The 26623-nt window shown below is 37.3% G+C and carries 25 protein-coding genes; 17 read left to right on the top strand and 8 right to left on the bottom strand.

Translation table 11 applies throughout. The features are described from left to right. Nucleotides 1–3 precede the first annotated feature (3 nt). The 5 genes from bshC (at nt 4) to pckA (ending at nt 7164) form a co-directional block, all read left to right on the top strand. Entirely contained in the window at nt 4–1590 is a 1587-nt protein-coding gene (gene bshC / locus IX38_RS05560; protein ID WP_034702712.1) for a bacillithiol biosynthesis cysteine-adding enzyme BshC, read from the top strand. 38 nt (nt 1591–1628) lie between these two features. Next, nucleotides 1629–3557, top strand: coding sequence for a LysM peptidoglycan-binding domain-containing protein (locus IX38_RS05565; protein ID WP_051884509.1), 1929 nt, complete (start codon nt 1629–1631; stop codon nt 3555–3557). Nucleotides 3558–3628: 71 nt separating this feature from the next. After that, complete coding sequence (gene fabD / locus IX38_RS05570) at nt 3629–4504, top strand: ACP S-malonyltransferase (RefSeq protein WP_034702717.1); 876 nt, start codon at nt 3629–3631, stop codon at nt 4502–4504. A gap of 10 nt (nt 4505–4514) precedes the next feature. Next, entirely contained in the window at nt 4515–5420 is a 906-nt protein-coding gene (locus IX38_RS05575) for a GYDIA family GHMP kinase (protein WP_034702720.1), read from the top strand. 127 nt (nt 5421–5547) lie between these two features. Further along, nucleotides 5548–7164: a phosphoenolpyruvate carboxykinase (ATP) gene (gene pckA / locus IX38_RS05580; RefSeq protein ID WP_034702722.1), complete on the top strand. Its 1617-nt coding sequence runs from the start codon at nt 5548–5550 to the stop codon at nt 7162–7164. 98 nt (nt 7165–7262) lie between these two features. On the opposite strand, the gene IX38_RS05585 is transcribed toward pckA, so the two are convergent. The 8 genes from IX38_RS05585 to IX38_RS05630 all read right to left on the bottom strand — a co-directional run bounded on the left by IX38_RS05585 (nt 7263) and on the right by IX38_RS05630 (nt 12360). After that, complete coding sequence (locus IX38_RS05585) at nt 7263–7673, bottom strand: type II 3-dehydroquinate dehydratase (RefSeq protein WP_034702725.1); 411 nt, start codon at nt 7671–7673, stop codon at nt 7263–7265. A 375-nt stretch (nt 7674–8048) separates the two neighbouring features. After that, nucleotides 8049–8717: a hypothetical protein gene (locus tag IX38_RS05595; protein WP_034702729.1), complete on the bottom strand. Its 669-nt coding sequence runs from the start codon at nt 8715–8717 to the stop codon at nt 8049–8051. A gap of 658 nt (nt 8718–9375) precedes the next feature. Then, the gene (locus tag IX38_RS05605) at nt 9376–9687 is read right to left on the bottom strand and encodes a hypothetical protein (RefSeq protein ID WP_034702734.1); all 312 of its coding nucleotides are present in this window, start codon (nt 9685–9687) and stop codon (nt 9376–9378) included. Between the two features lie 54 nt (nt 9688–9741). After that, nucleotides 9742–10182 (bottom strand): hypothetical protein, encoded by a 441-nt coding sequence (locus tag IX38_RS05610; RefSeq protein ID WP_034702737.1) that lies wholly within the window; start codon nt 10180–10182, stop codon nt 9742–9744. 22 nt (nt 10183–10204) lie between these two features. After that, nucleotides 10205–10603 (bottom strand): hypothetical protein, encoded by a 399-nt coding sequence (locus tag IX38_RS05615; protein WP_034702739.1) that lies wholly within the window; start codon nt 10601–10603, stop codon nt 10205–10207. 715 nt (nt 10604–11318) lie between these two features. Then, on the bottom strand, nt 11319–11459 hold the full coding sequence (locus tag IX38_RS22890; RefSeq protein ID WP_165570709.1) for a hypothetical protein: 141 nt from the start codon (nt 11457–11459) through the stop codon (nt 11319–11321). Nucleotides 11460–11622: 163 nt separating this feature from the next. After that, nucleotides 11623–12093, bottom strand: coding sequence for a hypothetical protein (locus tag IX38_RS05625; RefSeq protein WP_051884511.1), 471 nt, complete (start codon nt 12091–12093; stop codon nt 11623–11625). Nucleotides 12094–12180: 87 nt separating this feature from the next. Continuing rightward, a complete protein-coding gene (locus tag IX38_RS05630; protein WP_034702744.1) occupies nt 12181–12360 on the bottom strand; it encodes a hypothetical protein in 180 nt (59 codons plus the stop codon). Between the two features lie 505 nt (nt 12361–12865). Here IX38_RS05630 and IX38_RS05635 point away from each other — a divergent pair. The 12 genes from IX38_RS05635 (at nt 12866) to IX38_RS05695 (ending at nt 26614) form a co-directional block, all read left to right on the top strand. Continuing rightward, nucleotides 12866–13183, top strand: coding sequence for a DUF6660 family protein (locus IX38_RS05635; protein WP_034702745.1), 318 nt, complete (start codon nt 12866–12868; stop codon nt 13181–13183). Between the two features lie 134 nt (nt 13184–13317). Next, entirely contained in the window at nt 13318–17679 is a 4362-nt protein-coding gene (locus IX38_RS05640; RefSeq protein WP_084680214.1) for a CusA/CzcA family heavy metal efflux RND transporter, read from the top strand. Nucleotide 17680: 1 nt separating this feature from the next. Continuing rightward, nucleotides 17681–18937 (top strand): efflux RND transporter periplasmic adaptor subunit, encoded by a 1257-nt coding sequence (locus IX38_RS05645; protein WP_034702747.1) that lies wholly within the window; start codon nt 17681–17683, stop codon nt 18935–18937. A 189-nt stretch (nt 18938–19126) separates the two neighbouring features. After that, nucleotides 19127–19546 (top strand): Fur family transcriptional regulator, encoded by a 420-nt coding sequence (locus tag IX38_RS05655; RefSeq protein WP_034702751.1) that lies wholly within the window; start codon nt 19127–19129, stop codon nt 19544–19546. A gap of 356 nt (nt 19547–19902) precedes the next feature. After that, nucleotides 19903–21555: a heavy metal translocating P-type ATPase gene (locus IX38_RS05660; protein WP_449384743.1), complete on the top strand. Its 1653-nt coding sequence runs from the start codon at nt 19903–19905 to the stop codon at nt 21553–21555. 384 nt (nt 21556–21939) lie between these two features. After that, nucleotides 21940–22302, top strand: a complete 363-nt coding sequence (locus IX38_RS05665; RefSeq protein ID WP_034702755.1) for a hypothetical protein — start codon at nt 21940–21942, stop codon at nt 22300–22302. Between the two features lie 151 nt (nt 22303–22453). Beyond that, nucleotides 22454–22729 (top strand): YHS domain-containing protein, encoded by a 276-nt coding sequence (locus tag IX38_RS05670; protein WP_034702757.1) that lies wholly within the window; start codon nt 22454–22456, stop codon nt 22727–22729. Then, nucleotides 22716–23399 carry an SCO family protein gene (locus IX38_RS05675; RefSeq protein ID WP_034703123.1) on the top strand — a complete coding sequence of 228 codons (684 nt, stop codon included), beginning with the start codon at nt 22716–22718 and terminating at the stop codon, nt 23397–23399. Before IX38_RS05670 ends, IX38_RS05675 begins: the two co-directional genes overlap by 14 nt. Before the next feature lie 105 nt (nt 23400–23504). Next, the gene (locus tag IX38_RS05680; protein WP_034702759.1) at nt 23505–24179 is read left to right on the top strand and encodes a superoxide dismutase; all 675 of its coding nucleotides are present in this window, start codon (nt 23505–23507) and stop codon (nt 24177–24179) included. 3 nt (nt 24180–24182) lie between these two features. Continuing rightward, nucleotides 24183–24551 (top strand): hypothetical protein, encoded by a 369-nt coding sequence (locus IX38_RS05685; RefSeq protein WP_051884513.1) that lies wholly within the window; start codon nt 24183–24185, stop codon nt 24549–24551. 196 nt (nt 24552–24747) lie between these two features. Then, nucleotides 24748–25575 carry an MbnP family protein gene (locus tag IX38_RS05690; RefSeq protein ID WP_051884514.1) on the top strand — a complete coding sequence of 276 codons (828 nt, stop codon included), beginning with the start codon at nt 24748–24750 and terminating at the stop codon, nt 25573–25575. Further along, on the top strand, nt 25568–26614 hold the full coding sequence (locus IX38_RS05695) for a cytochrome-c peroxidase (RefSeq protein ID WP_034702763.1): 1047 nt from the start codon (nt 25568–25570) through the stop codon (nt 26612–26614). Before IX38_RS05690 ends, IX38_RS05695 begins: the two co-directional genes overlap by 8 nt. The last annotated feature ends 9 nt before the right edge of the window (nt 26615–26623 follow it).

The following is a 26623-nucleotide window of genomic DNA, read 5'->3' on the forward strand; positions in this document are numbered from 1 at the left end:
GCGTTGAAAACAATAAATAAGATATCATTTAACGATATAGAAAGCATTCCTCAATTGGTAAAAGATTTTCTGAATCAAAAAATTGAGGGCTTTGAAGACAATACCTTTTCTTTAGATCACTTTAAAGATCAGATTCATCTCAAACAGAATTCGTTTACACAGGATCAAAGGAATATCCTCTCTGATGTACTGGAAAAACAGCTTTCAGGTCTTACACTTTCCTCAATACAGAAAGAAAACCTGGAAAACCTGAAGTCACCCAATACATTTACCATAACCACCGGACACCAGCTAAACCTGTTTTCAGGTCCTGTTTTCTTTGTCTATAAAATTTTGCAGACCATTAAAACATGTACTTATCTGAAAGAAAACTTTCCGGACTTTAATTTTGTTCCCCTCTACTGGATGGCGTCGGAAGACCATGATTTTGCCGAGATCAATCACTTTAAAACAGAACATAATTATTATGAGATCAACGAAAAATCCGGCGGACCGGTAGGCAGAATTACCATCAGTGATACCTTTTTTATTTCAGAGTTTGAAAAAGAATTTAAAGATTCCGTATTCGGTACAGAACTGATCCTGATGATGAAAGAAGCCTATAAAGTGGGAAATACACTCACAGAGGCTATTAAAATCTTGGTAAACAGACTTTTTTCTGAATTTGGATTGCTCATTGTCGATGGCGACTCCAAAGAACTTAAAAACCAGATCAAAGATATTTTCAAAGATGAGCTGCTGAACTTCAGCCTGCAGAAAAACTCAAAGGAAAAAGTAGATTTTCTGACAGAGAAATATGGAAAGGTCCAGGTGAATCCCCGTGATATTAACCTTTTCTATCTTTCTGAAACCAGAGACAGAATCGACTTTGACGGAGAAAAATATAATATAGTAGATACCGGTAAAAAATTTACAGAGGAAGAAATACTTCAGGAACTGGAAAACCATCCCGAAAAATTCAGTCCTAATGCTTTAATGCGTCCGGTTTATCAGGAAAAAGTGCTTCCCAACTTAGCTTACATTGGAGGGAATGCTGAAATCATGTACTGGCTGGAGCTTAAAGACTATTTTAAATCGATCGGAATTCCATACCCTGTTTTGATTCCAAGAAATTCCATGCTTTTCATTAAAGAAAAAACAGTTGGAAAAATTGAGAAACTGGATCTTAACATTCAGGACTTTTTCGAAAGCTTCACGGCCATTACCAATCAGAAAATTCTCAAAGACAGCATTGTAGCATCGCTGCTTGAAGAAAAAGAAATACTTTTAGAGAAAAATTTCTCTGAACTGAAGGCTGTAGCAGAAACTACGGAACGCTCTTTCGGAAATATGGTAAAGGCAGAAGAAGTAAGGCAGTTGAAATCATTTAAGAGAATGAAAAAACGTCTGCTGCATGCAGAAAAAATAAAGCAGAGTGAATTGCTTGAAAGGCTGGAGAATCTTTTTTTAGATGTTCATCCTCTAAAAACATGGCAGGAAAGAATCTATAATTTCAGCGTATTCTTTTCAGACTACGGCTATTCATGGCTTGAAAATTGTTGGGAAGAGATGGTGGTTCAAGAATCCAAATTAATAATTGTTGCCATTTAATTTTAAAGAAGTATTTTTGTAAATTATAATTATCGAATATGATAAAAAGGTTTTTTATTTTGTCCAGTTTATGTATGGTTTTGGGAGCATCTGCTCAAAACTCACACACCGTTGTAAAAGGAGATAACCCTTATAATATTGCAAAAAAATACGGAATTACTGTAGATGAACTGTTAAAGCTGAACCCAAAATTCAAAGACGGTAAGCTGGCAATAGGAGATGTGGTTACGGTGAAAGCCGAAAAGCCTGCTGCTCCGGTTTCCAAACCTGCAGTCGCAGAAAAAGCAAAACCAAATCCTTCAGGTGCCCAGGTTGGAAAAATCATCCTGCAGCCTAAGCAGACCATTTACGGAATTACAAAACAGTACCGTATTTCTGAGACAGATCTGAGAAAATTGAATCCAGAGCTCGATGGTCATATGAAAATCGGGGATGAGATCATTTTACCACTGGACAGTATTAAAAAATATGGAGGAGATCAAGTAAGTATAGATCCTAAACCGGCGGAACCTCATAGTGGGATTCCGGCAACTTCTTCTGTAGAAGGAGAGCTTTATATGATCCAGTCAAAAGATAATTATTACAGAATTACAAAACAGTTTGGGATCAGCCAGCAGGAACTTTTTGCTTTAAATCCCGGATTGGAAGAAAAAGGTCTTAAGCCTGGGGAAACCATTAAAGTAAAAAAAACAAATACGGATGCAGCTGTGGTTTCCGAACCCGTAAATCCGAAAACAAAAATAGATTCCGGTAATGAAAAATCTACAGCAACTGTAACTACAGTAGTTGACGATTATGTTACCTATACCGTTCAGCAGGGAGACACCGTGTTCTCTATTGTAAACAAATTCGGAGTTTCAATCGATGAACTGATCGCTTTGAATCCTGATCTTTCCAAAGGACTGAAAGCAGGAATGGTCTTAAAAATCAAAAAACAGGACCCTGCTTATGTAAAGAAAAACGGAGATGCATTGAGCGTTGTTTTAATGCTTCCTTTCGGATACAGTACCAACGAAACCCAATACAGGGCAATGGCACTGGATTTCCTTACCGGGGCTAAACTGGCTATTGAAAGAAATGCCAGAGGCGGACAGAAGCTGGATATTAAAATTGTAGATTCAGGGAATGAAGCCTCATTCAAAAATTCAATGACCCAGATCAATCCGGATAATACAGACCTGATCATCGGTCCCTTCTTTAAATCCAACGTGATTGACGTTCTTGATTTTACAAAGAATCAGAAAATTCCGGTTGTAGCTCCTTTTGCCAACTCTCCGGAACTGTACAATTATAACAACCTGATCATCGTTGAAACCAATGATCAGACGTACGCAGAGAAAATTGTAGAAGAAGTAAAAGCTGTTTATTCAAATCAGAAAATATATGTAGTGGCAGATACCAAAAAAGAAATTGCAAACTACATTAAAGGAGGTCTGGAGAAAGCGGTTAAAAATCCGAATATCATTATCGTTAACTCTCCCACGGAGATCCAGCTGGATCAGAATATGATGACAGGACAATCCGCTCCGGTTATTGCAATTCTTGCCAGTGATAATGATGCTGCCGGAGAAGCTTTTGCCAATAAAACCATTGCTCTTTCCAAAGAAGTACAGGGAATAAAAGCCTTCAGTATCTACTATTCTCCTGTTTTCGAGAAAAAAGTAGACGATCTGAGCCAGGCAAGCCTTGTCTATCTGATGGACAGAAAGATCAATGCAGACGGGAATTTTGAGAAAGAAATACTGGCCGCTTATAAAAGCAAGTACTGCAAAATACCTCCAAAATATGCAATCGTAGGTTTTGATGTTGTGAATGATATGCTGACGAGAGAAAACAAAAAAGGAGAGATCTTTAAACAGATGAATAAAGTTCAGACCCAGCTTGCTACCAAGTTTGAATTTGTAAAATCTAAAGCAAACGGGGCTTACGTAAACACCGGATACCGTGTGATCAGATTAGTCCCTTAACCGATTTAGGCCTTTTTTAAAGGAATATTTTTAACATTATCTTTATATTTGCATAATATTTAATTCAATACATGAAAGCACTTGTATTTCCTGGGCAGGGTTCTCAGTTCGTAGGAATGGGAAAAGAATTGTACGATTCTAGAAAAGACATTAAGGACTTGATGGAATCTGCCAATGAAATTTTAGGTTTCGATATTCTTTCGTTGATGTTCAACGGTACGGATGGAGATCTTAAGAAAACAGAGGTTACCCAGCCTTCAATCTTTATACATTCAGTAGCTGCTTTAAAAGCAGTGAACGGTCTTGGAGCCGAAATGGTTGCAGGGCATTCTTTAGGAGAATTTTCAGCCTTAGTAGCCAATGGAGTTTTATCCTTTGACGATGGTCTGAAACTGGTATTCGAGAGAGCAAAAGCAATGCAGGAAGCCTGTGATGCCAATCCAAGTTCTATGGCTGCCATTTTAGGTCTTGAAGACGCTAAGGTGGAAGAGATCTGTGCACAGATCAGCGGTATTGTGGTGCCTGCCAATTACAACTGTCCCGGACAATTGGTAATTTCAGGAGAAACCTCTGCAGTAGAGGAAGCCTGTGTAAAGCTTAAAGAAGCGGGAGCAAAAAGAGCACTCTTACTTCCGGTAAACGGAGCATTTCACTCTCCACTCATGCAGCCGGCACAGGAAAGACTGGCAGCGGCGATTGAAAAAACAAAATTCAGAAAAGCAACTATCCCCGTATATCAGAATATTACGACTACAGCAGTGATCAATCCCGAGGAGATCAAACAAAACCTGATCGCCCAGCTTACAGGTCCTGTAAAATGGACACAGTCTGTTCAGAATATGATCAAAGACGGTGCATCCAATTTCGTAGAAGTAGGTCCTGGAAAAACGCTTCAGGGGCTGATCAAGAAAATTGATGCTTCCGTAGATGTTGCTTCTGCAATCTAATTAAAAAAATATGAGCGGAATATTTTCACCGGGAAAGCTTATGCTTACTTCAGAATATTTCGCAATAGACGGAGCTCTTGTCCTGGCGGTACCCACTAAGCTTGGACAAGAGTTTTTCTTTGAAGAAAACGATGATGAAAGATCCCTGATCTTTTGGGAAGCCCATCATCAGAACAAATTATGGTTGAAGGCTGTCATTGATTATAAAAACTGGCAGATCCTCGAAACCAATCTTCTTTCAGGCGCTGAATTCATTCTGAAAACCCTAAAAAACGTTCAGCAGCTTTCTGAAACCAAATTCAGACATCATTTTACTTATCATCTGAAGACCAATCTTCAGTTTCCTGCAGATTACGGATTGGGCAGCAGCTCTACTTTAATGAATAACCTTGCGGAGTGGGCGGATGTTGATCCTTTCCATCTCAACAGTATTAGCCTGGGAGGAAGCGGTTATGATATTGCAGTTGCCAAAGAGAAATCCGCTGTTCTTTTCCAGAGCCAGCCCCAAATCAGTTATAAGAAAGTAGATTTCAATCCGCCGTTTAAAAATGAACTGATTTTTATTCATTTAAATCAGAAGCAGGACAGCCGGGAAGGAATCCGTTTTTACAAGTCAAAACAAAAGTCCCAAATCCTCATTGATGAATTTTCGGATATCACAAAGAAAGTTTTATTATGCAGTGAATTGGAAAATTTTTCTCAACTGCTGGTAACTCATGAACAGAAAATTTCAGAATTCCTTGAAATTTCCACAGTTAAGGACACATTTTTCCCAGACTGTCCCGTTTTTGTCAAAAGTTTGGGGGCCTGGGGTGGAGATTTTGTAATGAGTGCTAAATTTCAGGGTTATCATGACTATTTTTGGGGAAAAGGTTTCAATACTGTTTTTGAATGGTCTGATATAATTAATTTATAATCAGTAATTTACAGCTCTTTTTTTTTATTTGTCATTCTGACTTATATCATTATATTTAAACCACCTTTAACAAATAATTAATATTAATTTTGTTGAACCCAATAAAGAAATAGAAAATATAAGTAAAATGAAACACGCTAAAATCATCCAGGATTTAGAAAAATTAGGGATTAAAGGAAATTATGAGGTCGTCTATAACCCGTCTTACGAAGAGTTATATCAGGCTGAAATAGCTCCTGAAAATCAAGGCTTTGAGAAAGCTGAACTTACAGAATCCGGTGCAGTATCAGTAAAAACCGGAATTTTCACAGGTCGTTCACCTAAAGACAGATATATAGTTCAGGATGATGTTACAAGAAACACAATTTTCTGGGATGGGAAAGTAAATCTTCCTACTACAGCGGAAAACTTTGATTCCTGTAAAGGATTAGTGGTGAACCAGCTTTCTGAAGCTAAAAAAATCTATGTAGTTGATGCTTTTTGTGGTACCAATACAGATACAAGGCTAAAAGTAAGGTTCATCGTTGAAGTAGCGTGGCAGGCGCATTTCGTTACTAATATGTTTATCCGTCCGTCTCACTATGAGCTTGAAAACTTCGGGGAGCCGGATTTCACAGTAATCAACGGTTCCAAAACAACCAACCCTAATTGGGAAGCTCAGGGACTGAATTCTGAGAACTTCATCATGTTCAACCTTACAGAAAAGTTACAGATCATCGGAGGTACCTGGTACGGCGGTGAAATGAAGAAAGGAATGTTCGCGATGATGAATTACTACCTTCCATTGAAAGGAATGGCTTCTATGCACTGTTCTGCCAACGTAGGTGAAGAAGGTGATGTAGCTCTTTTCTTTGGTCTTTCAGGAACAGGAAAAACAACTTTATCTGCAGATCCGAAAAGATTCCTGATCGGAGATGATGAGCACGGTTGGGATAACAATGGGGTATTCAACTATGAAGGAGGATGTTATGCTAAAGTAATCGACCTTTCGGCAGAAAAAGAACCGGATATTTTCAGAGCGATCAAAAGAGATGCACTTCTTGAAAATGTAGTGGTAAACAACGGAATCGCTGACTATACTGACGGCTCTATCACAGAAAATACAAGAGTATCTTACCCAATTTACCATATCAACAAGATTGTTCTTCCTTCCAAAGCAGGACACGCTAAAAAGATTGTTTATCTTTCCGCTGATGCATTCGGAGTATTGCCTCCTGTTTCTATTTTGGATGATGATCAGGCACAGTATCACTTCCTTTGCGGGTACACTTCCAAACTGGCGGGTACAGAAAGAGGAATCACTGAACCTGAACCGTCTTTCTCTCCTGCATTCGGAGAGGCGTTTCTTACCCTTCATCCAACCATGTACTCTAAAACATTGATCGGGAAGATGAAAGAGCACGGTGCTAAAGCATATTTGGTAAACACAGGATGGAACGGAACCGGAAAGAGAATTTCTCTGAAAGATACAAGAGCAATCATTGATGCAATCATTGACGGTTCTATTGAAAACGCACCTAAAACTCAGGTTCCAATCATGAACCTTGAAATTCCTACACAGCTTCCGAATGTTTCTGAAGGCATCCTGGATCCGAGAGAAACTTACAGCAATGCTGCAGAATGGGAAGAAAAAGCAAGAGATCTTGCCGCGAGATATATCAAAAACTTTGAACAGTACTGCGATACAGAAGAAGGGAAGAAATTAATTTCTTCAGGACCTCAGCTTCAGCAGCAGACAACTTAATACAACAAAAGCCTCATCACTGATGAGGCTTTTTTATTTAGGTAAGCTCCGGTATTTTCGATTAAATATCAGTCTGTAAAATCAGCGGAAAATAAAAATCAGGATTGTAAGCTTAATAATGCTAGTCTGTACCCATCCATTCCAAAACCCGATAATACGGCATCTGTATTAGCTGCCGTTACAGACTTCTGCCGAAACTCTTCCCTTTTGTAAATATTGCTGATATGCACTTCCACTTTCTGTTTCTGAATATTCTTTAAACAATCGGCAATCGCATAAGAATAATGCGTAAAAGCTCCAGGATTGATCACCAGTGCATCAAAATCATCTTCCTGAAGACGGTTGATAAGCTCTCCTTCTATATTCGACTGATAATATTTTATTTCGTGAGAAGAGAATTCGGACTTTAATTTCTCCAAATATATTTCCATAGAAATATTCCCGTAGATCTCCGGTTCTCTTGTGCCTAAAAGATTCAGGTTGGGTCCGTTTACAATTAAAACTTTCATTCTATAAATTTAAAAAGTTTAGTTGGATTATGCAGCTTTTTTTGCATTAATGAGAGTTTTGGTTCATTACGTTATATGTAATGATATAATCGGAAAGTTATTGCCAGGGCTTTATGGCAGATACTTTCTACGATTATTTATTGATAACAGATTACCACTCCGTACGGAACTAAAGACAGTGGACGGAAGAGGACACTATATCTTTAATTTTCCCGATCAGACTGCTTTTGCCCCGAACAGTAAGTATTATCTGTTTAGTATTCCGCAAAAGGAGGTGGAGAATAACCCGAATTTGTAGTTTTAATTGGATTTGATTTTGAAAAAGCTACGATATTAAAACATCGTGGCTTTGTCATATTCTAATTAGTTTTCGCATCACGGATTATTATAAACTTCATAAATTAAAGGAATTTTATTTGAATATATTTGTCCTGTAAATATTGAACTTGTTTCTCCTTTGTGTCCTAATACTTTAAGATATTTAGAAATAATCTCATTAGGATTCTGTAAACTTATCTGAAAGAAATAAGTAGATTTATTTTTCAGATTAAAATATCTTCCTCTATAATAAGGGAAATCAATTTGGGTAATAAATGTTTTTTCTTCTTTGGGTTTTAGAGTTATTGTCTTTTTCGAAATTCTATAAGCGATTTTCATTTCATAGTCGTCAAAAGTTTTCCCGAATCGTTTATGAAAGTCCCGAAATTCTTTGGTATTTGTATCTTCTTTTTCAGAATAAATATTGCTGCCACCTCCAAAAGAGAGCATAGGGTTCAGTAATGTATTATTTTCATAAACATAATAATCAGGTAATCCTATAAAAAAGGGTTCTACTACATATTCGTCAGCCTCATTAAATTTTGCAGAATCTAAAATTAGCAGGTAGGTTTTGTTTGAATTATTTGTTATTGTATATGCAATATTGTTCCGATCATAATAAGAACCCTTTTTTATGGTATCATTTACGATTTTTATTTCGAGGTCATTTTGACCAAAACAATAATTGAAAAATAAAAAGATTAAAATGGTTAATAAAAATTTCATAAGTAATTTTTAGTATGATTTTTTTGGTGTATAGTTAATTTTATAAACGGTTCTAAGTTCATTTAATATACCCAAAAATCTTTAGGTATAAACTCTTCTAATTTAGAAATATCAACCTTCTCACTTTGCCAAAAGTGTTCAATTTTCATAAGTCTATCCAGATCTTTCCATAAGATCATCCTTCCCAAAATTTCCGAATAATATGTAGCAATATCTATTCTTATTTTTTCAATTCCTACATGATATTTTTTGATATCTGAATGAAGTGCTTCATCAAATTCAATTTTTTGGTTTTAGTCTATTAAATAAGGACTTTTCTTCAGGTATAAAATTGAAATTTTTAAAGTCAGTTTTAGGTAAATGAAAGCTACTAATAAGATATTGAGCTACTTTAGATGGTGCCATGATATTTTTAAAATAGCTTTGTAACTCATCCCAAGTAGTCCATCTGTTCCTGTCGAGAGAGAGGTTGATTAATCGAAGATAAGCATACAAAAATAGTAATTGCGAATAATTTATTTGAACTTTTTTCATGATAAAAATTAAAACTGTTTTTCCAACGATTAAAAAGTTGATTTCGTTTATTTATCTATTTTTTGAATAAAGTATTTAAATATCCTCCATCTACCTTAAAACCACCAAAGGGAACTCGAGGACATTAATTTTTCAAGATGATATTTTTACAATAGAAGGTCATCGAATCTTCAGCAATAGCTACTTTATATGTAACTCCATCTATTTGTGCAGACGATAAATCTTCTATAATTATAGAAGATTTGTCTGAACAAAAATAGTAATCTGAGTTTATATTAATACTAGATACTTTGTCAAAAAGTATCGCTTTTATACCAAACTCCACCGAATTAACTTTTATAAGTATCTCCAAATCACTATTCAAAATGGTGAAATTCTCAATAACAATTTCGAGAATCTTGAAATGACTATTTAATATCTCAATTATATTTTTCATAATTTACTTTTTTGTTTACTATCCCAAATTGCTGCTCTTCTCTAATAATTGGAATCAAATTTCTTCACAATTAATTATTACACTGTTTAATTCTTTATCGGTGAGATTATCTAAACCAAATGTAAAAAGACATTCGTTTTGTTCTGAAAAGTAAACATAATTATTTGTGAAATCCTGATCCCCACTTAAATTATAATTATATGGTTTGCCATTAAATAAAAGTTCAAACCATTTTTTATCATTTGTACTATTCACATAGGGAAATTTACTTAACAGATTATTATAAGGTTGATTCTCAAAATAACACAGTCTAATTCCGACAATCTCTGACTCAGAGAATCTGAGCCAATCAAAGAAACCTATAAAACCTTCATTTTCCTTTGAATTATAATCCTTATGGAAAAAGGAATTTTTAATTTTTATAATATCAGGTGATATTAATTCCTTTAAATAATAAAGTTTAAATGTATTTTCTAAAAAAAGTATGATTAGCATATGTTAACGTTTCAAAGTTCATTTAATATACCCAAAAATCTTTAGGTATAAACTCTTCTAATTTAGAAATATCAACCTTCTCACTTTGCCAAAAGTGTTCAATTTTCATAAGTCTATCCAGATCTTTCCATAAGATCATCCTTCCCAAAATTTCCGAATAATATGTAGCAATATCTATTCTTATTTTTTCAATTCCTACATGATATTTTTTGATATCTGAATGAAGTGCTTCATCAAATTCAAATAAGAGCTTGCAGCAATATAAAACTTCATTTTGTTTTAGTGAGAATGTTTTAAATACAATAGGTTTTAGTCTATTAAATAAGGACTTTTCTTCAGGTATAAAATTGAAATTTTTAAAGTCAGTTTTAGGTAAATGAAAGCTACTAATAAGATATTGAGCTACTTTAGATGGTGCCATGATATTTTTAAAATAGCTTTGTAACTCATCCCAAGTAGTCCATCTGTTCCTGTCTAATGAAAGATCAGTAAGCCGTAGATAAGCATACAAAAATAATAATTGTGTATAATTTATTTTTCTAATATAGACTCACAATGTTCTTTAAAAAAATCACTGCCTCCTGCTTTTTTTTAACATAAAAATAGGAAACATTCCATTTTTATGATATTCTGTTGATAGTCCATATAAATTAGAAATAAATTTATTCATATTTTCATCAATTATTTCTTTACCAATCGTTTCATCTTTTATTGAATTACTATTACAATTGATAAAAAAAAGCAGTAGAAATATAAGTTTCAGATTTCTAAAATTTCCAGCCATATTTGTATGATAAATTAATTGTTTCTTGATTTATTCCTGTAACCGTTCCAAATGTTTTCATTTCCCAATAACCTCCATAGTCTTTTTTTTTCACTTATTATCGGGGGCATCAGATGATAGAATATTGTAGGCTCTTCCCCAATGTACAAATTCGTGCAGTACTGTCACCGCTAATCTATTTTTACTTCCGACAGCTTCGTTTTTAATCATTAAAGCATTTCTTTTCCTTCTTGATCAAGCTTATCAATAATGGTAGTATTAGTAAAGCCATTATAATGCTCGTTTTCATATTTTGAAAGCCACTCATTTAATCTTTGTTTAATTAATAAACTTAAACCTAAATCTTCTGTGGCTATATAGCCTCCTTCATATTTATTTCTAATTCTATACCGCTTAATGCAGCATCTATAACTATATATTTCATTGTTCTGCAGAAGGAAGTAGGTAATAATCCAAAACTATAATAATTTAAATTTGATTTTTTAGCCATCATGTAGTGATGTGTTTTTTTTGGAAGAAATGTTAGTAAAAGTTCTGAATGGATTTTTAACGAACTTAGAATTATAAAGAAGCCTGCTTCGAATTTGCTAATTATTTTTTCATTGTTATCAATTAAAATTAAAGCGCATTTTATTTATATGTTTACAAAAAGATATTTATAAAACTTCAACATCATTTACATCAACTTTCCCTACATTATTTTCAACTAGCCAGCCAGTTGCAAAACTATTTTCAAAACCTTCTCCTTTGTTGCCTAGCAGATTAGTTCCTTTTTCGAAGATATTATTTCTTAATTCAATAACATTTTCAAATTGACAGTCAAAGAAATTTACAAAACCTGTAAAAATACTTCCATCAATCACAATAGGTTTTATATTGTGTCCCCCCATTTGGTAATCTACTGGTTTTTTGACGATAGTATTTTTTAATGATAGCCCGTTTGTAAACCAACAAGAATGAATCTCTAAATTATTAATAATACAATTTTCAATTATTAAATTTACATTTAAATCGAATACTCCAACTAAATCAATTGTGTTGATCAAGCAATTGATTAATTTATAAGTATTGTGCCCACTTAAATCTTCTTGATTTAGAATGTCTATATTTTGATTTTCCTTTACCATGTTACATTTCCAAAATTTATTACTGGTCCCTGAGTTACTCTATTAGAACCCCTGGATAAATATTTACCGATATGATCTGTCCATCTTTTACAAATGCTTTAAATGCTTTTGTATTCTATTTATATTACCAACTAAGGTATTATCTCCCGCTTTTAATAAAGGGAAGTTATTAAGCCCTTTAGCAGTAATTGTTTCAACTGACAAGCCTAAATCTACATGATGGGTTGCCAGCAAAAGCATGCTTGGTAAAACTCTCTGAAGCTCCATCTTTAAATGATAATTTATCAATGGTAATTAGTTCAAATTGTTCATTATCAGAATTGTGCTTTTATCCAACTAATTTTTGTTCAATAATTTCAACTTCTAGTTTCCCTTATTTCGGAACAGGAGGAGGCGTTCCTGTAGTAGTGGTTTGAGAAACTTTAGCAGTATTATTTAATGTCTAGGCACTTTTTCCTTGTGGCTATCGGTGCTCCTTTCAAAATAGTTCCTTGCGGAGCTCCTATTGTAGCTGACTGTACGTTTTTAAACACTTGACCTATGACCCTTGTGACTAAGGTGTGAATTTTTGAGTAAAGGAATTGTGTTTTTGCAAAAATAAATAATATCTGTATGAAAAATAGATAATAGTGATATAAATCATCTAAATAGGATATATAATATTCAAGGGGAAGTGGATAATATAGTTTTAATCAAAATCTCAATTTTATCAATAATATATTAAATCCCGCACAAACTTCCCGTTTTAGAAAAAAACTCTACCTTTGTCCATATGAATCTGTTAAGATGGATATTAGCATTCTATTTCATGGCATTATCACTGATGCCTTGCGAAGATGTGCACCGTCCTTCAGGAAAGACAAAAACTAAACTGTCATTCAATAGTAAGGAATCTCATTCAAAGGATGAAGATGATGTCTGTTCACCGCTTTGTGCGTGCAGCTGCTGTCAGATGGCAGTATCTTCTTTCAAAATGGATCCTTTATTAGAAATTCCGGTTCCGGCTTACTTTTCAAAGAAAATCCTTTTTCAGAAAAACAATTTCGCGTACCAGATGTATGACCATATCTGGCAGCCTCCTAAAATTTAATTTTTATTGATTATTAGAAAGTCAGGCTTTCTATCTGTTGAACTTTGCAATACCATTGCAGAGGTCTTCGTGATATTTTTGCAACGGCACTATTGCTGTATGCAGCTATTACCAATAAAAATTAAATACAGATCGTGTTAGATAAAATCATAAAATTCAGTATCAAAAACAAGGTGGTTGTGGGTATCATGACCCTGCTGCTCATTGTCTGGGGAGTGTGGAGTGCTACAAAACTTCCTATAGATGCTGTTCCTGATATTACCAACAATCAGGTGCAGATCATCACGGCGTGTCCCACATTGGCGGGGCAGGAAGTAGAGCAGCTTGTTACCTTTCCCATAGAGCAGAGTATTGCGAATGTTCCGGACATTGAAGAAACCAGAAGCATTTCAAGGTTCGGGCTTTCCGTGATCACTGTGGTATTCAAAGAAAATGTAGACGTTTATTTTGCCAGACAGCTGATTAATGAGCAGTTAAAACGGGCAGTGGAGGAAATACCAAAAGGAGTAGGAATTCCGGAACTGGCACCTGTAAGTACAGGCCTCGGAGAGGTATATCAGTACATTCTACACCCTAAAAAAGGAAGCGAAAAGAAATATTCAGCCAAAGAACTCCGTACCATGCAGGACTGGATCGTGCGCAGACAATTGAACGGAACTCCCGGTGTTGCAGAAATCAACAGCTTCGGAGGAGAATTGAAACAGTACGAAGTAGGTGTAAATCCTGACCGCCTTAAAGCGATGGGAGTGAGCATTACCGATATTTTTACAGCTTTGGAAAAAAATAACCAGAATACAGGTGGAGCTTATATAGACAAAAAACCAAATGCCTATTTTATCCGTGGAATCGGCTTTGTAACCTCACTGGAAGATATTAAAAACATTTCGGTTAAAAATGAAACAGGAAGCGTTCCCATTTTTATTAAAGATGTGGCAGATGTACGTTTCGGAAGTGCTGTCCGCTACGGAGCATTAACTTACAACGGAAAAGTAGATGCGGTAGGCGGTGTAGTAATGATGTTGAAAGGAGCCAACAGTAATGATGTTGTCAGCAGTATCAAAGCTAAAATCCCAACCATTCAGAAATCCCTTCCCGGTGATGTGGTCATAGAGCCCTTCCTGGATAGAACAGATCTTGTTGGAAGAGCAATCAATACCGTAGAGAAAAACCTCATAGAAGGTGCCCTGATCGTTATTTTCGTGCTGGTGGTTTTCCTTGGAAACCTGAGAGCAGGGCTTATTGTAGCTTCAGCCATTCCGTTATCCCTTCTTTTTGCTTTGGGAATGATGAATGTTTTTGGAGTCAGTGCCAATTTGATGAGCCTCGGAGCCATAGATTTCGGATTGATTGTAGACGGTGCTGTGATCATTGTAGAAGCTACACTTCACCATTTAGGCCTAAGGAAATCCGTACGGAATCTTACCCAAAATGAAATGGACGAAGAAGTTTTCCTGTCTGCATCAAAGATCAGAAGCAGTGCCGCTTTCGGGGAGATTATTATCCTGATTGTTTACATTCCGATCCTTACTCTTGCAGGTGTAGAAGGGAAAATGTTTACTCCAATGGCTAAAACAGTAGGATTTGCCATCTTGGGAGCTTTGATCCTATCCTTGACCTATATTCCGATGATGAGTGCCTTGTTTTTGTCTAAAAAAATATCGGGCAAAGAAACTTTTTCAGATAAAATGATGAATTTCCTGCAAAAGATCTATCAGCCTGTGTTGCAGAAAGCAATTAAAGTAAAGTATATCATTGTATCAGCTACGGTTTTCATTTTTATCATAAGTGCTTTCATTTTCAAAAATATGGGCGGCGAATTTATTCCGCAGCTTCAGGAAGGAGATTATGCATTCCATTGTATCCTGCCACAGGGCAGCTCACTCAGCCAGAGTATCGAAACCTCCATGCAGGCTTCAAGAATGATCAAACAGTTTGATGAGGTGAAAATGGTTGTCGGAAAAACAGGTTCCGCTGAGGTTCCTACCGATCCTATGCCTCCCGAAGCTACCGACCTGATAGTCGTATTAAAACCACAAAAAGAATGGAAATCCAAAAAATCATATACAGAACTGGCTGATGAGATCAGTGAGAAATTAGAAACTATTCCCGGTGTGTTTTTTGAAAAGAACCAGCCGATCCAGATGCGTTTCAATGAACTGATGACGGGGATCAGGCAGGATGTTGCGGTTAAGATTTTCGGTGAAAACCTCGATTCACTATCTATTTATGCAGATAAAGTAGGTAAGGTCATCCAGACTGTTGATGGTGCAACACCTCCTCAGATCGAAAGGATAAGCGGACTGCCCCAAATCAACGTAGAATACGACAGAACAAGAATGGCCAACTACGGCTTAAACATAGAAGATGTTAACAATGCTGTAAGTACAGCCTTCGCTGGAAAAGCAGCCGGACAGGTGTTTGAAAACGAAAGACGTTTCGATCTTGTAGTGCGTCTCGACAGTCTTCACAGAACCAATATCGATGATGTAAATAATCTAATGATCGCGACAGGCACGGGGGCACAGATTCCGCTTTCCCAGGTAGCCAATGTCAGCTATAAACTGGGTCCGGCACAGATCAGCCGTGAAGAAGGGAAAAGAAGAATCGTAATTGGATTTAATGTAAAAGACCGCGATGTGCAAAGCGTGGTAAAAGATATCCAGGTCAAACTGGATCAGCAGATCAAGTTACCTTCCGGATATTATTTTACCTATGGCGGGCAGTTTGAAAATTTACAGGAAGCCAGCAAGCGTCTGATGATCGCGGTTCCGGTTTCATTGTTTCTGATTTTTATGTTGCTCTATTTCACCTTCCACTCATTTAAGCAGGCTGCATTGATCTTTACAGCCATTCCGATGAGTGCTATCGGAGGTGTATTTGCCCTTCTTTTAAGAGATATGCCATTCAGTATCAGTGCAGGAATCGGGTTTATTGCTCTTTTCGGAGTCGCAGTGCTTAACGGGATCGTTTTGATCGGAACCTTTAACCAACTGGAAAAAGAAGGCGAAACGGATGTACTGAAAAGAGTATATGAAGGAACAAAAACCAGATTAAGACCGGTTCTGATGACTGCAACAGTAGCTTCACTAGGATTTCTGCCCATGGCAATTTCCACAGGAGCGGGAGCCGAGGTACAGAAGCCTTTGGCCACAGTGGTGATCGGAGGGTTGGTAACGGCTACATTCCTTACCTTATTTGTCCTGCCGATGCTCTATATTATTTTTAATTCAAAGATTTCAGGAAGAATGAATAGAATTAAGCCGGTCACTACGATTATCGTTCTTGGGTTTCTGATGTTGGGACAAACTTTCAAAGGGCAGACCAGGCAGATTTCTGTAGATCAGGCAGTAGAAATAGCTGCCGGAAATAATTTGATTTTAAAATCAAAAGATCTGAATATAAAATCTGCAGAAGCGCTGAAGGGCACAGCAAAAGAACTCCCCAAATTAAATTTTGAGGCCCAGCTGGGGCAGTACAACAGTCCAAAATTCGACCAGTCATTTGCTATTTCTCAAAGTATTCCTTTTCCTACACTATTCAAAGCCAGAAGAGAATTGATCACTGAAAATATTAGGGGCCGGCAGATGGATAAAGAGGTTTCGGCGAACGAACTGACCAAACAGGTAAGGAGTTATTATTATCAGATCGAATATCTTCAGTATAACCAATTCAAACTGAAGGAACTCGACAGTCTTTACCAGGGTTTTATCAGAATTGCAACCGTAAGATTTAAAGCAGGAGATATCAAGAAAATTGAGATTAGTACGGCAGAAACCCAAAAAGGAGAGATCAGTCTGTTATTGAAACAGAATGAAGTTTATTTAAACAATGCCTATAAAAATTTAAAGACCTTATTAAATACTTCCGAAGATTTTGAAGTTCCGTTTAAAAACAATTATGAACCTTTGAGAACAAAAAATATCCTCGACAGTTCATCTGTAGCCAACAATCCAACGGTTAAAGCTTTCTATCACGAAATGGAAATCGCTGAAAAGAATAAAAACGTGGAAAAATCACAGGGGCTTCCCGAATTCAGTCTTGGTCTGACGAGTCAGTCGCTGATAGGCTTCCATACCAAAAACGGGCAGGAAAAATTCTATAATGCAGGCGATCGTTTCAATTCGTTCTCTGTGGGTGTTGCCATTCCTTTGACCTTCGGAGCTACAAAAGCAAGAATGCAGTCTTGGGAATATGAAAAACTGGCGGCCGAAACCAATGCAAAGATGAAACAGACACAGCTTTCAACACAGCTTGAAAATGCTTTTGAACAATATCAGCAGGACCTACAGCAATACGAATATTATGTAAATCAGGCTATTCCTAATGCTGAAAAAATTGTAAAAGCAGCCCAGTTAGGCTACAAAACAGGAGAAATTTCTTACGTAGAATATCTTTTTGCCCTGCAGACCGCCACCCATATTCAGTTAAAATATTTGGAATCCATCCAGCAGGTCAATCAGTCTGTAGTTACCATTAATTCAATCATCAATAAATAACATGAAAATAAAGCACAATATCATATACCTCACCGTCATGGTTCTTTTACTTATAAGCTGCGGAAAAAAAGAAATGCCGGCAGAAAGCTCCGAAGTAAAAACTGAAAAAACAGAAGCTATTCATGAAGAAACCTCGAAGACAATTGCTTCATTAACGGAAGAACAGATCAAATCTGTCGGGATATCTTTAGGCCCTGTGGAAATGAAAGAACTGACCTCCACGGTCAAGGCAAACGGCCTTCTGAGGGTTCCGAACAATAATAAAGCAACTGTAACTTCCCTGTACGGCGGAGTCATTAAAACCCTGAATGTACAGGTAGGAAGCATCGTGAAAAAAGGACAGGTGATTGCAACCATCGCCAATCCTGAATTTATCCGGCTGCAGGAAGAATATCTTACTACCAACAGCAGAATCACCTATGCAGAACAGGAATACAGAAGACAGCGGGAACTTTTTGACAATGATGCGGGTACCAAGAAAAACCTTCAGAGTTCAGATGCAGAACTTAAAACCCTGAAAACGAAAAAAGCTTCCCTTTTAAGACAGCTTCAGATGATGGGAATTAATCCGGGGAAGGTAAATAACAGCAATATGAGATCAGGACTGGTCATTACAGCACCGATCAGTGGGACAGTCAGCAGTATTTCCGCACAGATCGGAAGCTATGTAGATGTTTCATCGCCTGTGGCGGAGATTATTGATAACAATTCTATCCACCTCGACCTGCAGGTTTTTGAAAAAGATCTTCCTAAAATGAGAGTAGGGCAAATCGTGCATTTCAAGCTGACGAATAATCCTGAAACGGAATATGATGCCAGGGTATACAGTGTAGGATCTTCTTTTGAGAACGAAAGTAAAACCGTTTCCGTACACGGCACGGTGACCGGAAATAAAGCAGGCCTGATTGACGGAATGAATATCACAGGTATTGTGAGCCTCGATAAAAATACAACACCTGCCGTTCCGAACGAAGCCATCGTAGAAGCAGACGGGAAATATTATGTCTTTATCCTTACAGACAAAAAACATGAGGAGCATGGAGAATCCGGAGACGATCACAAAAACGAAAAAGGAGAGCCTACACAACATGAAAAAAACTTGCAATTTGAAAAAGTTGAAGTCATCAAAGGAACTTCAGATATGGGCTATACAGCGATTACCCCAGTGCAGGAAATTCAAGCTGACACGAAAATAGTAGTAAAAGGAGCATTTTTCGTAAATGCGAAACTTTCCAATTCCGGCGAACATGAGCATTAAATATAGAAATGATTACGGATTTACAGGAACAGGCAGAACGAAGTACTGTTTTTTATGCCTAAATTAGAGGTGTTTACGGTCTTTTTTAATGTCAGATAGACAAGAAGGACACATACAACCAGTAAACCTTCAAATGGAAACAAAAGATCCTGTACATACAGGAAGTACATTTTAAAATTAATTGTAGAAATGAAAAAAGACATAGAAGCCAAACTTATTGATAAAAACACCAAGCCTACCAGCATGAGGATTCTGGTGTATGATTTTTTGAGCACCCAGGAAGCCGCACTGTCTCTTTCAGAAATTGAAAATCACTTTGATAATGCAGACAGGACCACAATTTACCGGACGTTGAAAACCTTTGAAGAAAAAGGGATTGTCCACAGCATACAGGAAAATACCACCACAAAATACAGATTATGTGATGACGGTTGCAACGAGAAAACACACAAAGACCGGCATCTGCATTTTTACTGTAAAATATGCAAACAGACAACATGCCGGGAAGATATTTCCTTTCCTGAAAATATACAGACCGATTTCAGAATCGATGAAATAAGACTTTTTGCCAAAGGAATCTGCGAAAATTGCCTTGAAAGTTTGCAATAGTATTGCATTGAGTATAACCCTAATTTTACATCAAAATAGTTTTTATGGAAGAATGTTGCAGTACAAAACCCAAAAAGAAAGAACAGCATACACACAATCATTCCGAAGGAGATGGGCATGATCATTCTCACGATACAGGAGACAAAACACCTTTTCAGATGTTTCTTCCTGCTATCATCTCTTTCCTGCTGTTATTGGCAGGAATAGCACTGGATAATTATATAAAAACAGAATGGTTTACAGGCTGGGTACGGTTTGTATGGTATCTGGCAGCCTATATTCCTGTAGGACTTCCGGTTTTAAAAGAAGCCTACGAAAGCATCATCCACGGAGATGTCTTTTCTGAATTTTTTCTGATGGGAATAGCTACTGTCGGTGCATTTGGAATAGGGGAATATCCCGAAGGTGTTGCCGTAATGCTTTTCTATTCCGTAGGGGAAGTATTCCAGGGAATGGCGGTTACAAGAGCAAAAGGAAATATTAAAGCATTGCTGGACCAGCGACCTGATGAAGTAACGGTCATTGAAGGGAGCCAGCCGAGAACCATTAAAGCAAAAGAAACCAAAATAGGAGATATTATCCAGCTGAAGCCCGGTGAAAAACTGGCTCTTGACGGTGAACTGATGACAGAATCTGCCTCTTTCAACACCGCTGCCCTCACAGGAGAAAGCAAACCTGATACTAAAGCAAAAGGTGAAACTGTACTGGCAGGAATGATTAATATGAACAGCATCGCTCTTGTGAAAGTAAATACCGCTTACGAAGACAGCAAGCTGAGTAAGATTTTAGAGATGGTGCAGAATGCCACCGCACAGAAAGCTCCGACCGAATTATTCATCAGGAAATTTGCAAAAGTATACACACCCATTGTCGTATTTCTCGCTATTGGTATTTGTCTTCTGCCCTACTTCTTTGTCAGTGATTATCAGTTCAGAGACTGGCTGTACAGAGCATTAATCTTCCTTGTGATCTCATGTCCGTGTGCATTGGTGATCTCCATTCCGCTGGGATATTTCGGGGGAATAGGAGCAGCAAGCAGAAATGGGATTCTGTTTAAAGGAAGCAATTTCCTGGACAGTATTGCAGAGATTCGCAATGTGGTGATGGATAAAACAGGAACCATGACAGAAGGGGTATTCAAAGTACAGGAAGTAAACATCAAACCTGAATTCAGTAAAGAAGATATTCTGAAACTGGTCAATGCCCTGGAAAGCAAAAGTACACATCCTGTAGCCACAGCCATTCACAACTATGCTGGTGAGATTGATCACTCTATTCCCCTGGAAAATGTGGAAGAAATTGCAGGGCATGGTTTAAAGGCTTCGGTCAATGGAAAAGATTTGCTGGTGGGTAATTTTAAGCTGATGGATAAATTCAGTATCAGCTACGATGTTAATCATGCCAATATTGTATACACACTCATTGCCATAGCTTATGATAAAAAATTTGCGGGCTACATCACCATTGCAGACAGTATAAAAAGCGATGCTAAGGATACTGTTGCCAATCTTCACCGGATGGGGGTAAAGGTAACCATGCTCAGCGGCGATAAAAGTACCGTTGTAAAATATGTGGCAGATCAGCTCGGGATCGAAAGTGCTTTTGGAGATCTGTTGCCGGAAGACAAAGTCAATAAAGTAAAAGAGATCAAAGCGAAACACCAAACTGTAGCCTTTGTAGGAGATGGAGTAAATGATGCTCCGGTAGTTGCGCTCAGCGATGTTGGAATAGCCATGGGAGGCCTCGGAAGTGATGCAACGATTGAAACCGCAGATGTCGTGATCCAGGATGATAAACCGGGCAAAATTCCAATGGCCATTAATATTGGAAAGCAGACCAAAAAGATAGTCTGGCAGAATATTGTGCTAGCCTTTGTTGTAAAAGCTGTTGTATTAGCTTTGGGAGCCGGTGGTCTGGCCACAATGTGGGAAGCCGTATTCGCAGATGTAGGAGTAGCGATGCTGGCTATTTTAAATGCAGTGAGGATCCAGAGGATGAAGTTTAGTTGAGTAGCAGGTTGCAGATGGTAAGGTTGCAGGTTGCAGGTGTCAGACAATAGATTTTAGGTTACTATAATTAAGTTACAAATTATTAGCATTAAAATTTTACCGGAGATAAAGCCTTGCGCCTTAAAACCACTTTTTGTAATATTCTTTGCGTCCTTGCGATTAAAAACATATCACCTGTTTGAAAATCAATCAATCAAACCTTATAGGTTTTCAAAACCTATAAGGTTTTTTTATCGCAGCAAAAAATCTGCATCATCCGCAGCAAAAAATATATCCAAACATACTCTGCTTATTTTCCCTAATCCCAAAAATAATCAATGACATTCATCATAAATAAGCCATAAACTCAATTTGAGTAGTATATTTGTACAACAGAACTGATCATTGAGACTTTTTATATCCATATTCATCATTTTTACCATTGCATTACGCCCTGTTTTGCCGTTGGTAAACTATGCCGTGAACTATGATTATATTGTAAAAAATCTCTGCGAAAACAGAAATGTTCCTCAGTCAACGTGTAAAGGGAAATGCTATGTCAGCAAAGAACTGGCTCAAACAGAAAAGCAGTCCAATAATTCCCAGGTGATCAAAATATCTGTACTGGATGTATTTGTTTCTCATAATACTTTTTCATTTTTAGTTCAGAAAGAAGCTGATACCAAAGCTAAGGCTGTACATTCGGATTATACTGTTGATCCTACTTCAGAATATTTTTCAAGGATATTCCATCCTCCTTTAGTATGATATTTCTTTAACTATTCTTTTAGTTTTTTCTCAAAATATCTTCGTATTAAGGCCTGATGTTGCTTTAAAAGCAGTGTGCGGTTAAAAACGGTGATTATTTTGCGTTAAGAATTCGCTTACCTATTTGTAACACTATCAATTTCAATTTAAAATGAAATCAAAAATTATTTTAACTGCATTATTGTCAGTTTCATTATTCGCCTGTGGCCAGGAAACCCCTAAAGTAAAGCATAAAAAAAGCACCACATCTTCAACATCGACTGTGAAAAAAGTAAAATTTGCCAATGCAGAAGATCCTATTTGTCACATGAAAACAGAAGATGATATGAAAGATACGGCAGTCTATAAAAATAAAACGTACGGTTTTTGCAGTAGCTACTGCAAGGATGAATTCAAAAAAAATCCTGAGAAATATGCCCAAAAATAATAAGACCAAAAACGGAACGAAAAGAAAGGTCATTATTCCGATTGCGATTTTTGCCCTGCTGTTTCTGGGAATAGGTGTTGGAATGGGATATTTTAAAAAGAATCTGTATACCGTAATGAAGGTTCCCAATTTTGAACTCACCGACCAGAATAATAAAAAGATCACCAATAAAGATATGCTGGGAAAAGTGTACCTGGTGGAGTTTTTCTTCAGCAGATGCCCAACGATCTGTCCTGTGATGAACCGTAACATGAGATTTATTGAAGATAAGGTGAACAGCCCTGAATTCGGGATTATTTCAATAAGCATTGATCCGGAAAACGATACGCCCACTGCACTAAAAGAACATGCTAAAAGTGTGGGAGCCAAATCCCCGGACTGGCATTTTCTTACCGGAAACAGAGATTATATCGGAAAACTCGCCGACCAGTTCAATATCTACGTCGGAGATAAGGAAGACGACAGTGAAAGCCTTAACCACAGTGGAATGATCGCTCTTGTAGACAAAGAGGGAAATATCCGGTGCAGATATAATAAAGATCATATGCCGATCCTGTATTATTCAGGGTTAAATTATGAAGACCCCGAAGGAAAGATTCCGAAGCTTAACGGGAAATACCATCCGGACCGGGAAATATTGATCGAGGATATTAAGAAATTATTGAAATAGAAGAAAAAAGCAGGAAGATGGAAGAATGAAGAGGATAACGATTGATGGAACCCATGCTTCCCTTCGATAAGCAAAAAATATTGTTAAACCATAAAACAAAACGTTATGAAGATTTTGAAAATTGCAGCTTTAAGTGCTGTATTTGCGGCGCAGTTCGCTTTTGCACAGTTTAAGCAGACTCCGCTGCCTTATGCGTACAATGCACTGGAAGGTTCGGTGGATGCACAGACTATGGAAATTCACTATTCAAAGCATGCCGCAGCTTATGTTGCCAATTTGAATAAAGCGATTGCCGGAACACCACAGGAAAAACAGACCCTGTTCCAGATCCTTTCCGGAGTTTCTAAACTTACCCCTGCGGTAAGAAACAATGCAGGTGGCCATTACAACCACGAGCTTTTCTGGACCGTTCTTACCCCCGTAAAAAACACACAGCCATCTGAAAAACTGGCTAAAGCGATCACTGAAACTTTCGGAAGCATGGATGCGTTCAAAGAAAAGATCAGCAAAGCGGGTGCAGACCGTTTCGGTTCAGGATGGGCATGGCTTTCTGTAGATAAGAGCGGAAAATTGTTTGTTTCTTCTACGCCCAATCAGGATAACCCTCTGATGGATGTTGTTGAGGAAAAAGGAACTCCCATCTTAGGAATTGATGTTTGGGAACACGCTTATTACCTGAAATACCAAAATAAAAGAGCAGACTATCTTAATGCCATCTGGAATGTGCTTAACTGGAAAGAAATAAGCAGAAGATATGATGAAGCCGTAAGCAAAAAATAATAGATGAACTTAATTTGCAGCATATTCCTTACTCTTTATATGGTGTTCAGGCCACTGATCCCACTGATAGAATATGCTGTAAATTATGATTATATTTCCACCGTTCTCTGTATCAATAAAAACAAACCTGATCTTCACTGTAACGGAAAATGCTACTTAAGCAAAGAGCTTGCAAAGACGAACGATTCCGGTTCTTCGCCTTTAAGCAAAACTAAAAATTCAGGGCAGAAAATTCTTGATATCTGTACACTTCCTGAAATTGCGTCCATAGATAAAGCGGAGAGATTTCTTTCTCTGAATTTCAATTTTCTCTACAAAACAGCCTATGCCTTTCTGTTTCTGAAACATATTTTCAAGCCACCGGTTTTTTAAGTCCAGTTTTAATCATTACAAAACCACAGAACTGATAAAGTTCTCTGAAACTTCAGAGTTCCTTAAGACAGTTTTTCAATATACTTTAAATAACTAAAGTGTCAAAAAAACTTTTGTGCTTTTTGTGGTTGAAAAAATTGAATGTTCACTCATTCAAAAGCATTTCTATTTAAAAAATTCAACTTAAAAAATCAACATGAAAATTTATAAATTTTTATCACTATTCTTCATTGCCTTCAGCTTATTCACCTTATCATCATGCCAGAACAGCGATGACGAAGATCCGCAGAATAGTACAACAGGAAATCTTCAGATAAAATTTGAGAACGGGTTCAATAACCTGGGGGATATTGTCTTAAACCAGACTGTACAGACTTCTGCTGCCGGACAGAAACATAATTTCTCAGCTTTAAAATATGTCATCAGCAATATCACACTGATTGATGAAGGCGGAAATGAATTCAAATACAATGAAAACAATCCGGATAAAGGTGCTTTCATCATAGATCAGGCAGATGCAGTGGCAGGGGTTGTCCATATTGACCTTAATAATATTCCTGCAAATAACTATAAAAAAGTAAAATTCGGGCTTGGGATAAGTCAGAAGGCTTATTTTCTCGGACAGGACGGACAGGCAGAATTCTGGACAAAAGCCAAGCAGAAAGGGATGTCGTGGTCATGGGCTGCCGGCTATGTCTTTGTAAAACTGGAAGGCAAGTACGGAACAGCCACAGCAGATACAGAATTCATGAACCATACGGGAAACATGGGAAATGTAACAGCCAATAATACACCGGATCTCTACCGGGAAATTACGTTGAATCTTCCTGTGACAGCCAGGGTAACGTCACAGATAAAGCCATCCATCCATATTCTTGCAGATTTTAATCAGTTTCTGAGCGGAAGCAAAACACTTTCCCTTACTACAGAAAACAATATGATGATGGGCTCAAGCCAGCATTTGGTAGATGTTACCAATAACCTTGCAGCGATGTTTAAAGTAGACCACGTTCACAATGATTAGGATCTTATTAAATGCAATACTGGCTGGCATTACTTTTCTGACTTGCTTATCCTGTGCAGATGAGGTGATTCAGCCACTGGAAAAAGATGAAGCCTATTCGCTGCAGTTTCCTTCCTACTTTCCTGAAATGACCTTCGATGCATCCGGCAATCCGGTTACCAAAAATGGAGTAGAGCTGGGGAGAAAATTATTTTACGAGGGAAGACTTTCAAGAAATAATACCATATCATGCGGTTTCTGTCATATCCAGGAAAATGCTTTTACACACCATGGGCATACCGTGAGCCACGGTGTTGATGACAGAATAGGTATCAGAAATGCACCACCGGTTCAAAATATGGCATTCCTGAAAAGATATATGTGGGACGGGGTGATCCATAATCTGAATGAACAGCCGATCAGTCCGATTACGGATGTGAATGAAATGGACAGCTCAATGCCTGAAGTGATTTCCAAATTAAAAGACGATCAGAAGTATAAAAAGCTTTTCATGGCAGCTTATGGTGATGAACATATTACCGGTGACAGAATATTAAAAGCCCTGTCGCAGTTTATGGCAAGTATGATCTCTGCCGACTCGAAATACGACAGGGTAAAACAGGGTAAAGAAACCTTCACAGCAGAGCAATCCCAGGGAATGGCTCTTTTTAACCAGAAATGTGCCTCCTGCCACAGCGGGGAATTATTTACCGATGAAAGCTTCAGAAATACGGGAATGTATTACAATATGCAGTTCAAAGATGCCGGACGTTATCGGGTCACCCTTGATCAGAACGACTGGATGAAATTCCGTGTACCCAGCCTGAGAAATGTAGAATATACTGCACCGTATATGCATGATGGAAGATTTTACACACTGGAAGCCGTTCTGGATTTCTATTCAGATCATGCAGAAGACAATCCCAATCTTGATCCGCAGCTGAAACAGAACGGACATATCGGAATTGCTTTGAATACACAGGAAAAACAGTTTATAATCGCTTTTTTAAAAACCTTATCTGATAAAGCATTTATTTCCAACCCAAAATTTGCAGAATGAGCATGACAA

The organism is Chryseobacterium luteum (genome assembly GCF_000737785.1).
In the GTDB taxonomy this organism is placed as follows: Bacteria; Bacteroidota; Bacteroidia; order Flavobacteriales; family Weeksellaceae; genus Chryseobacterium; species Chryseobacterium luteum.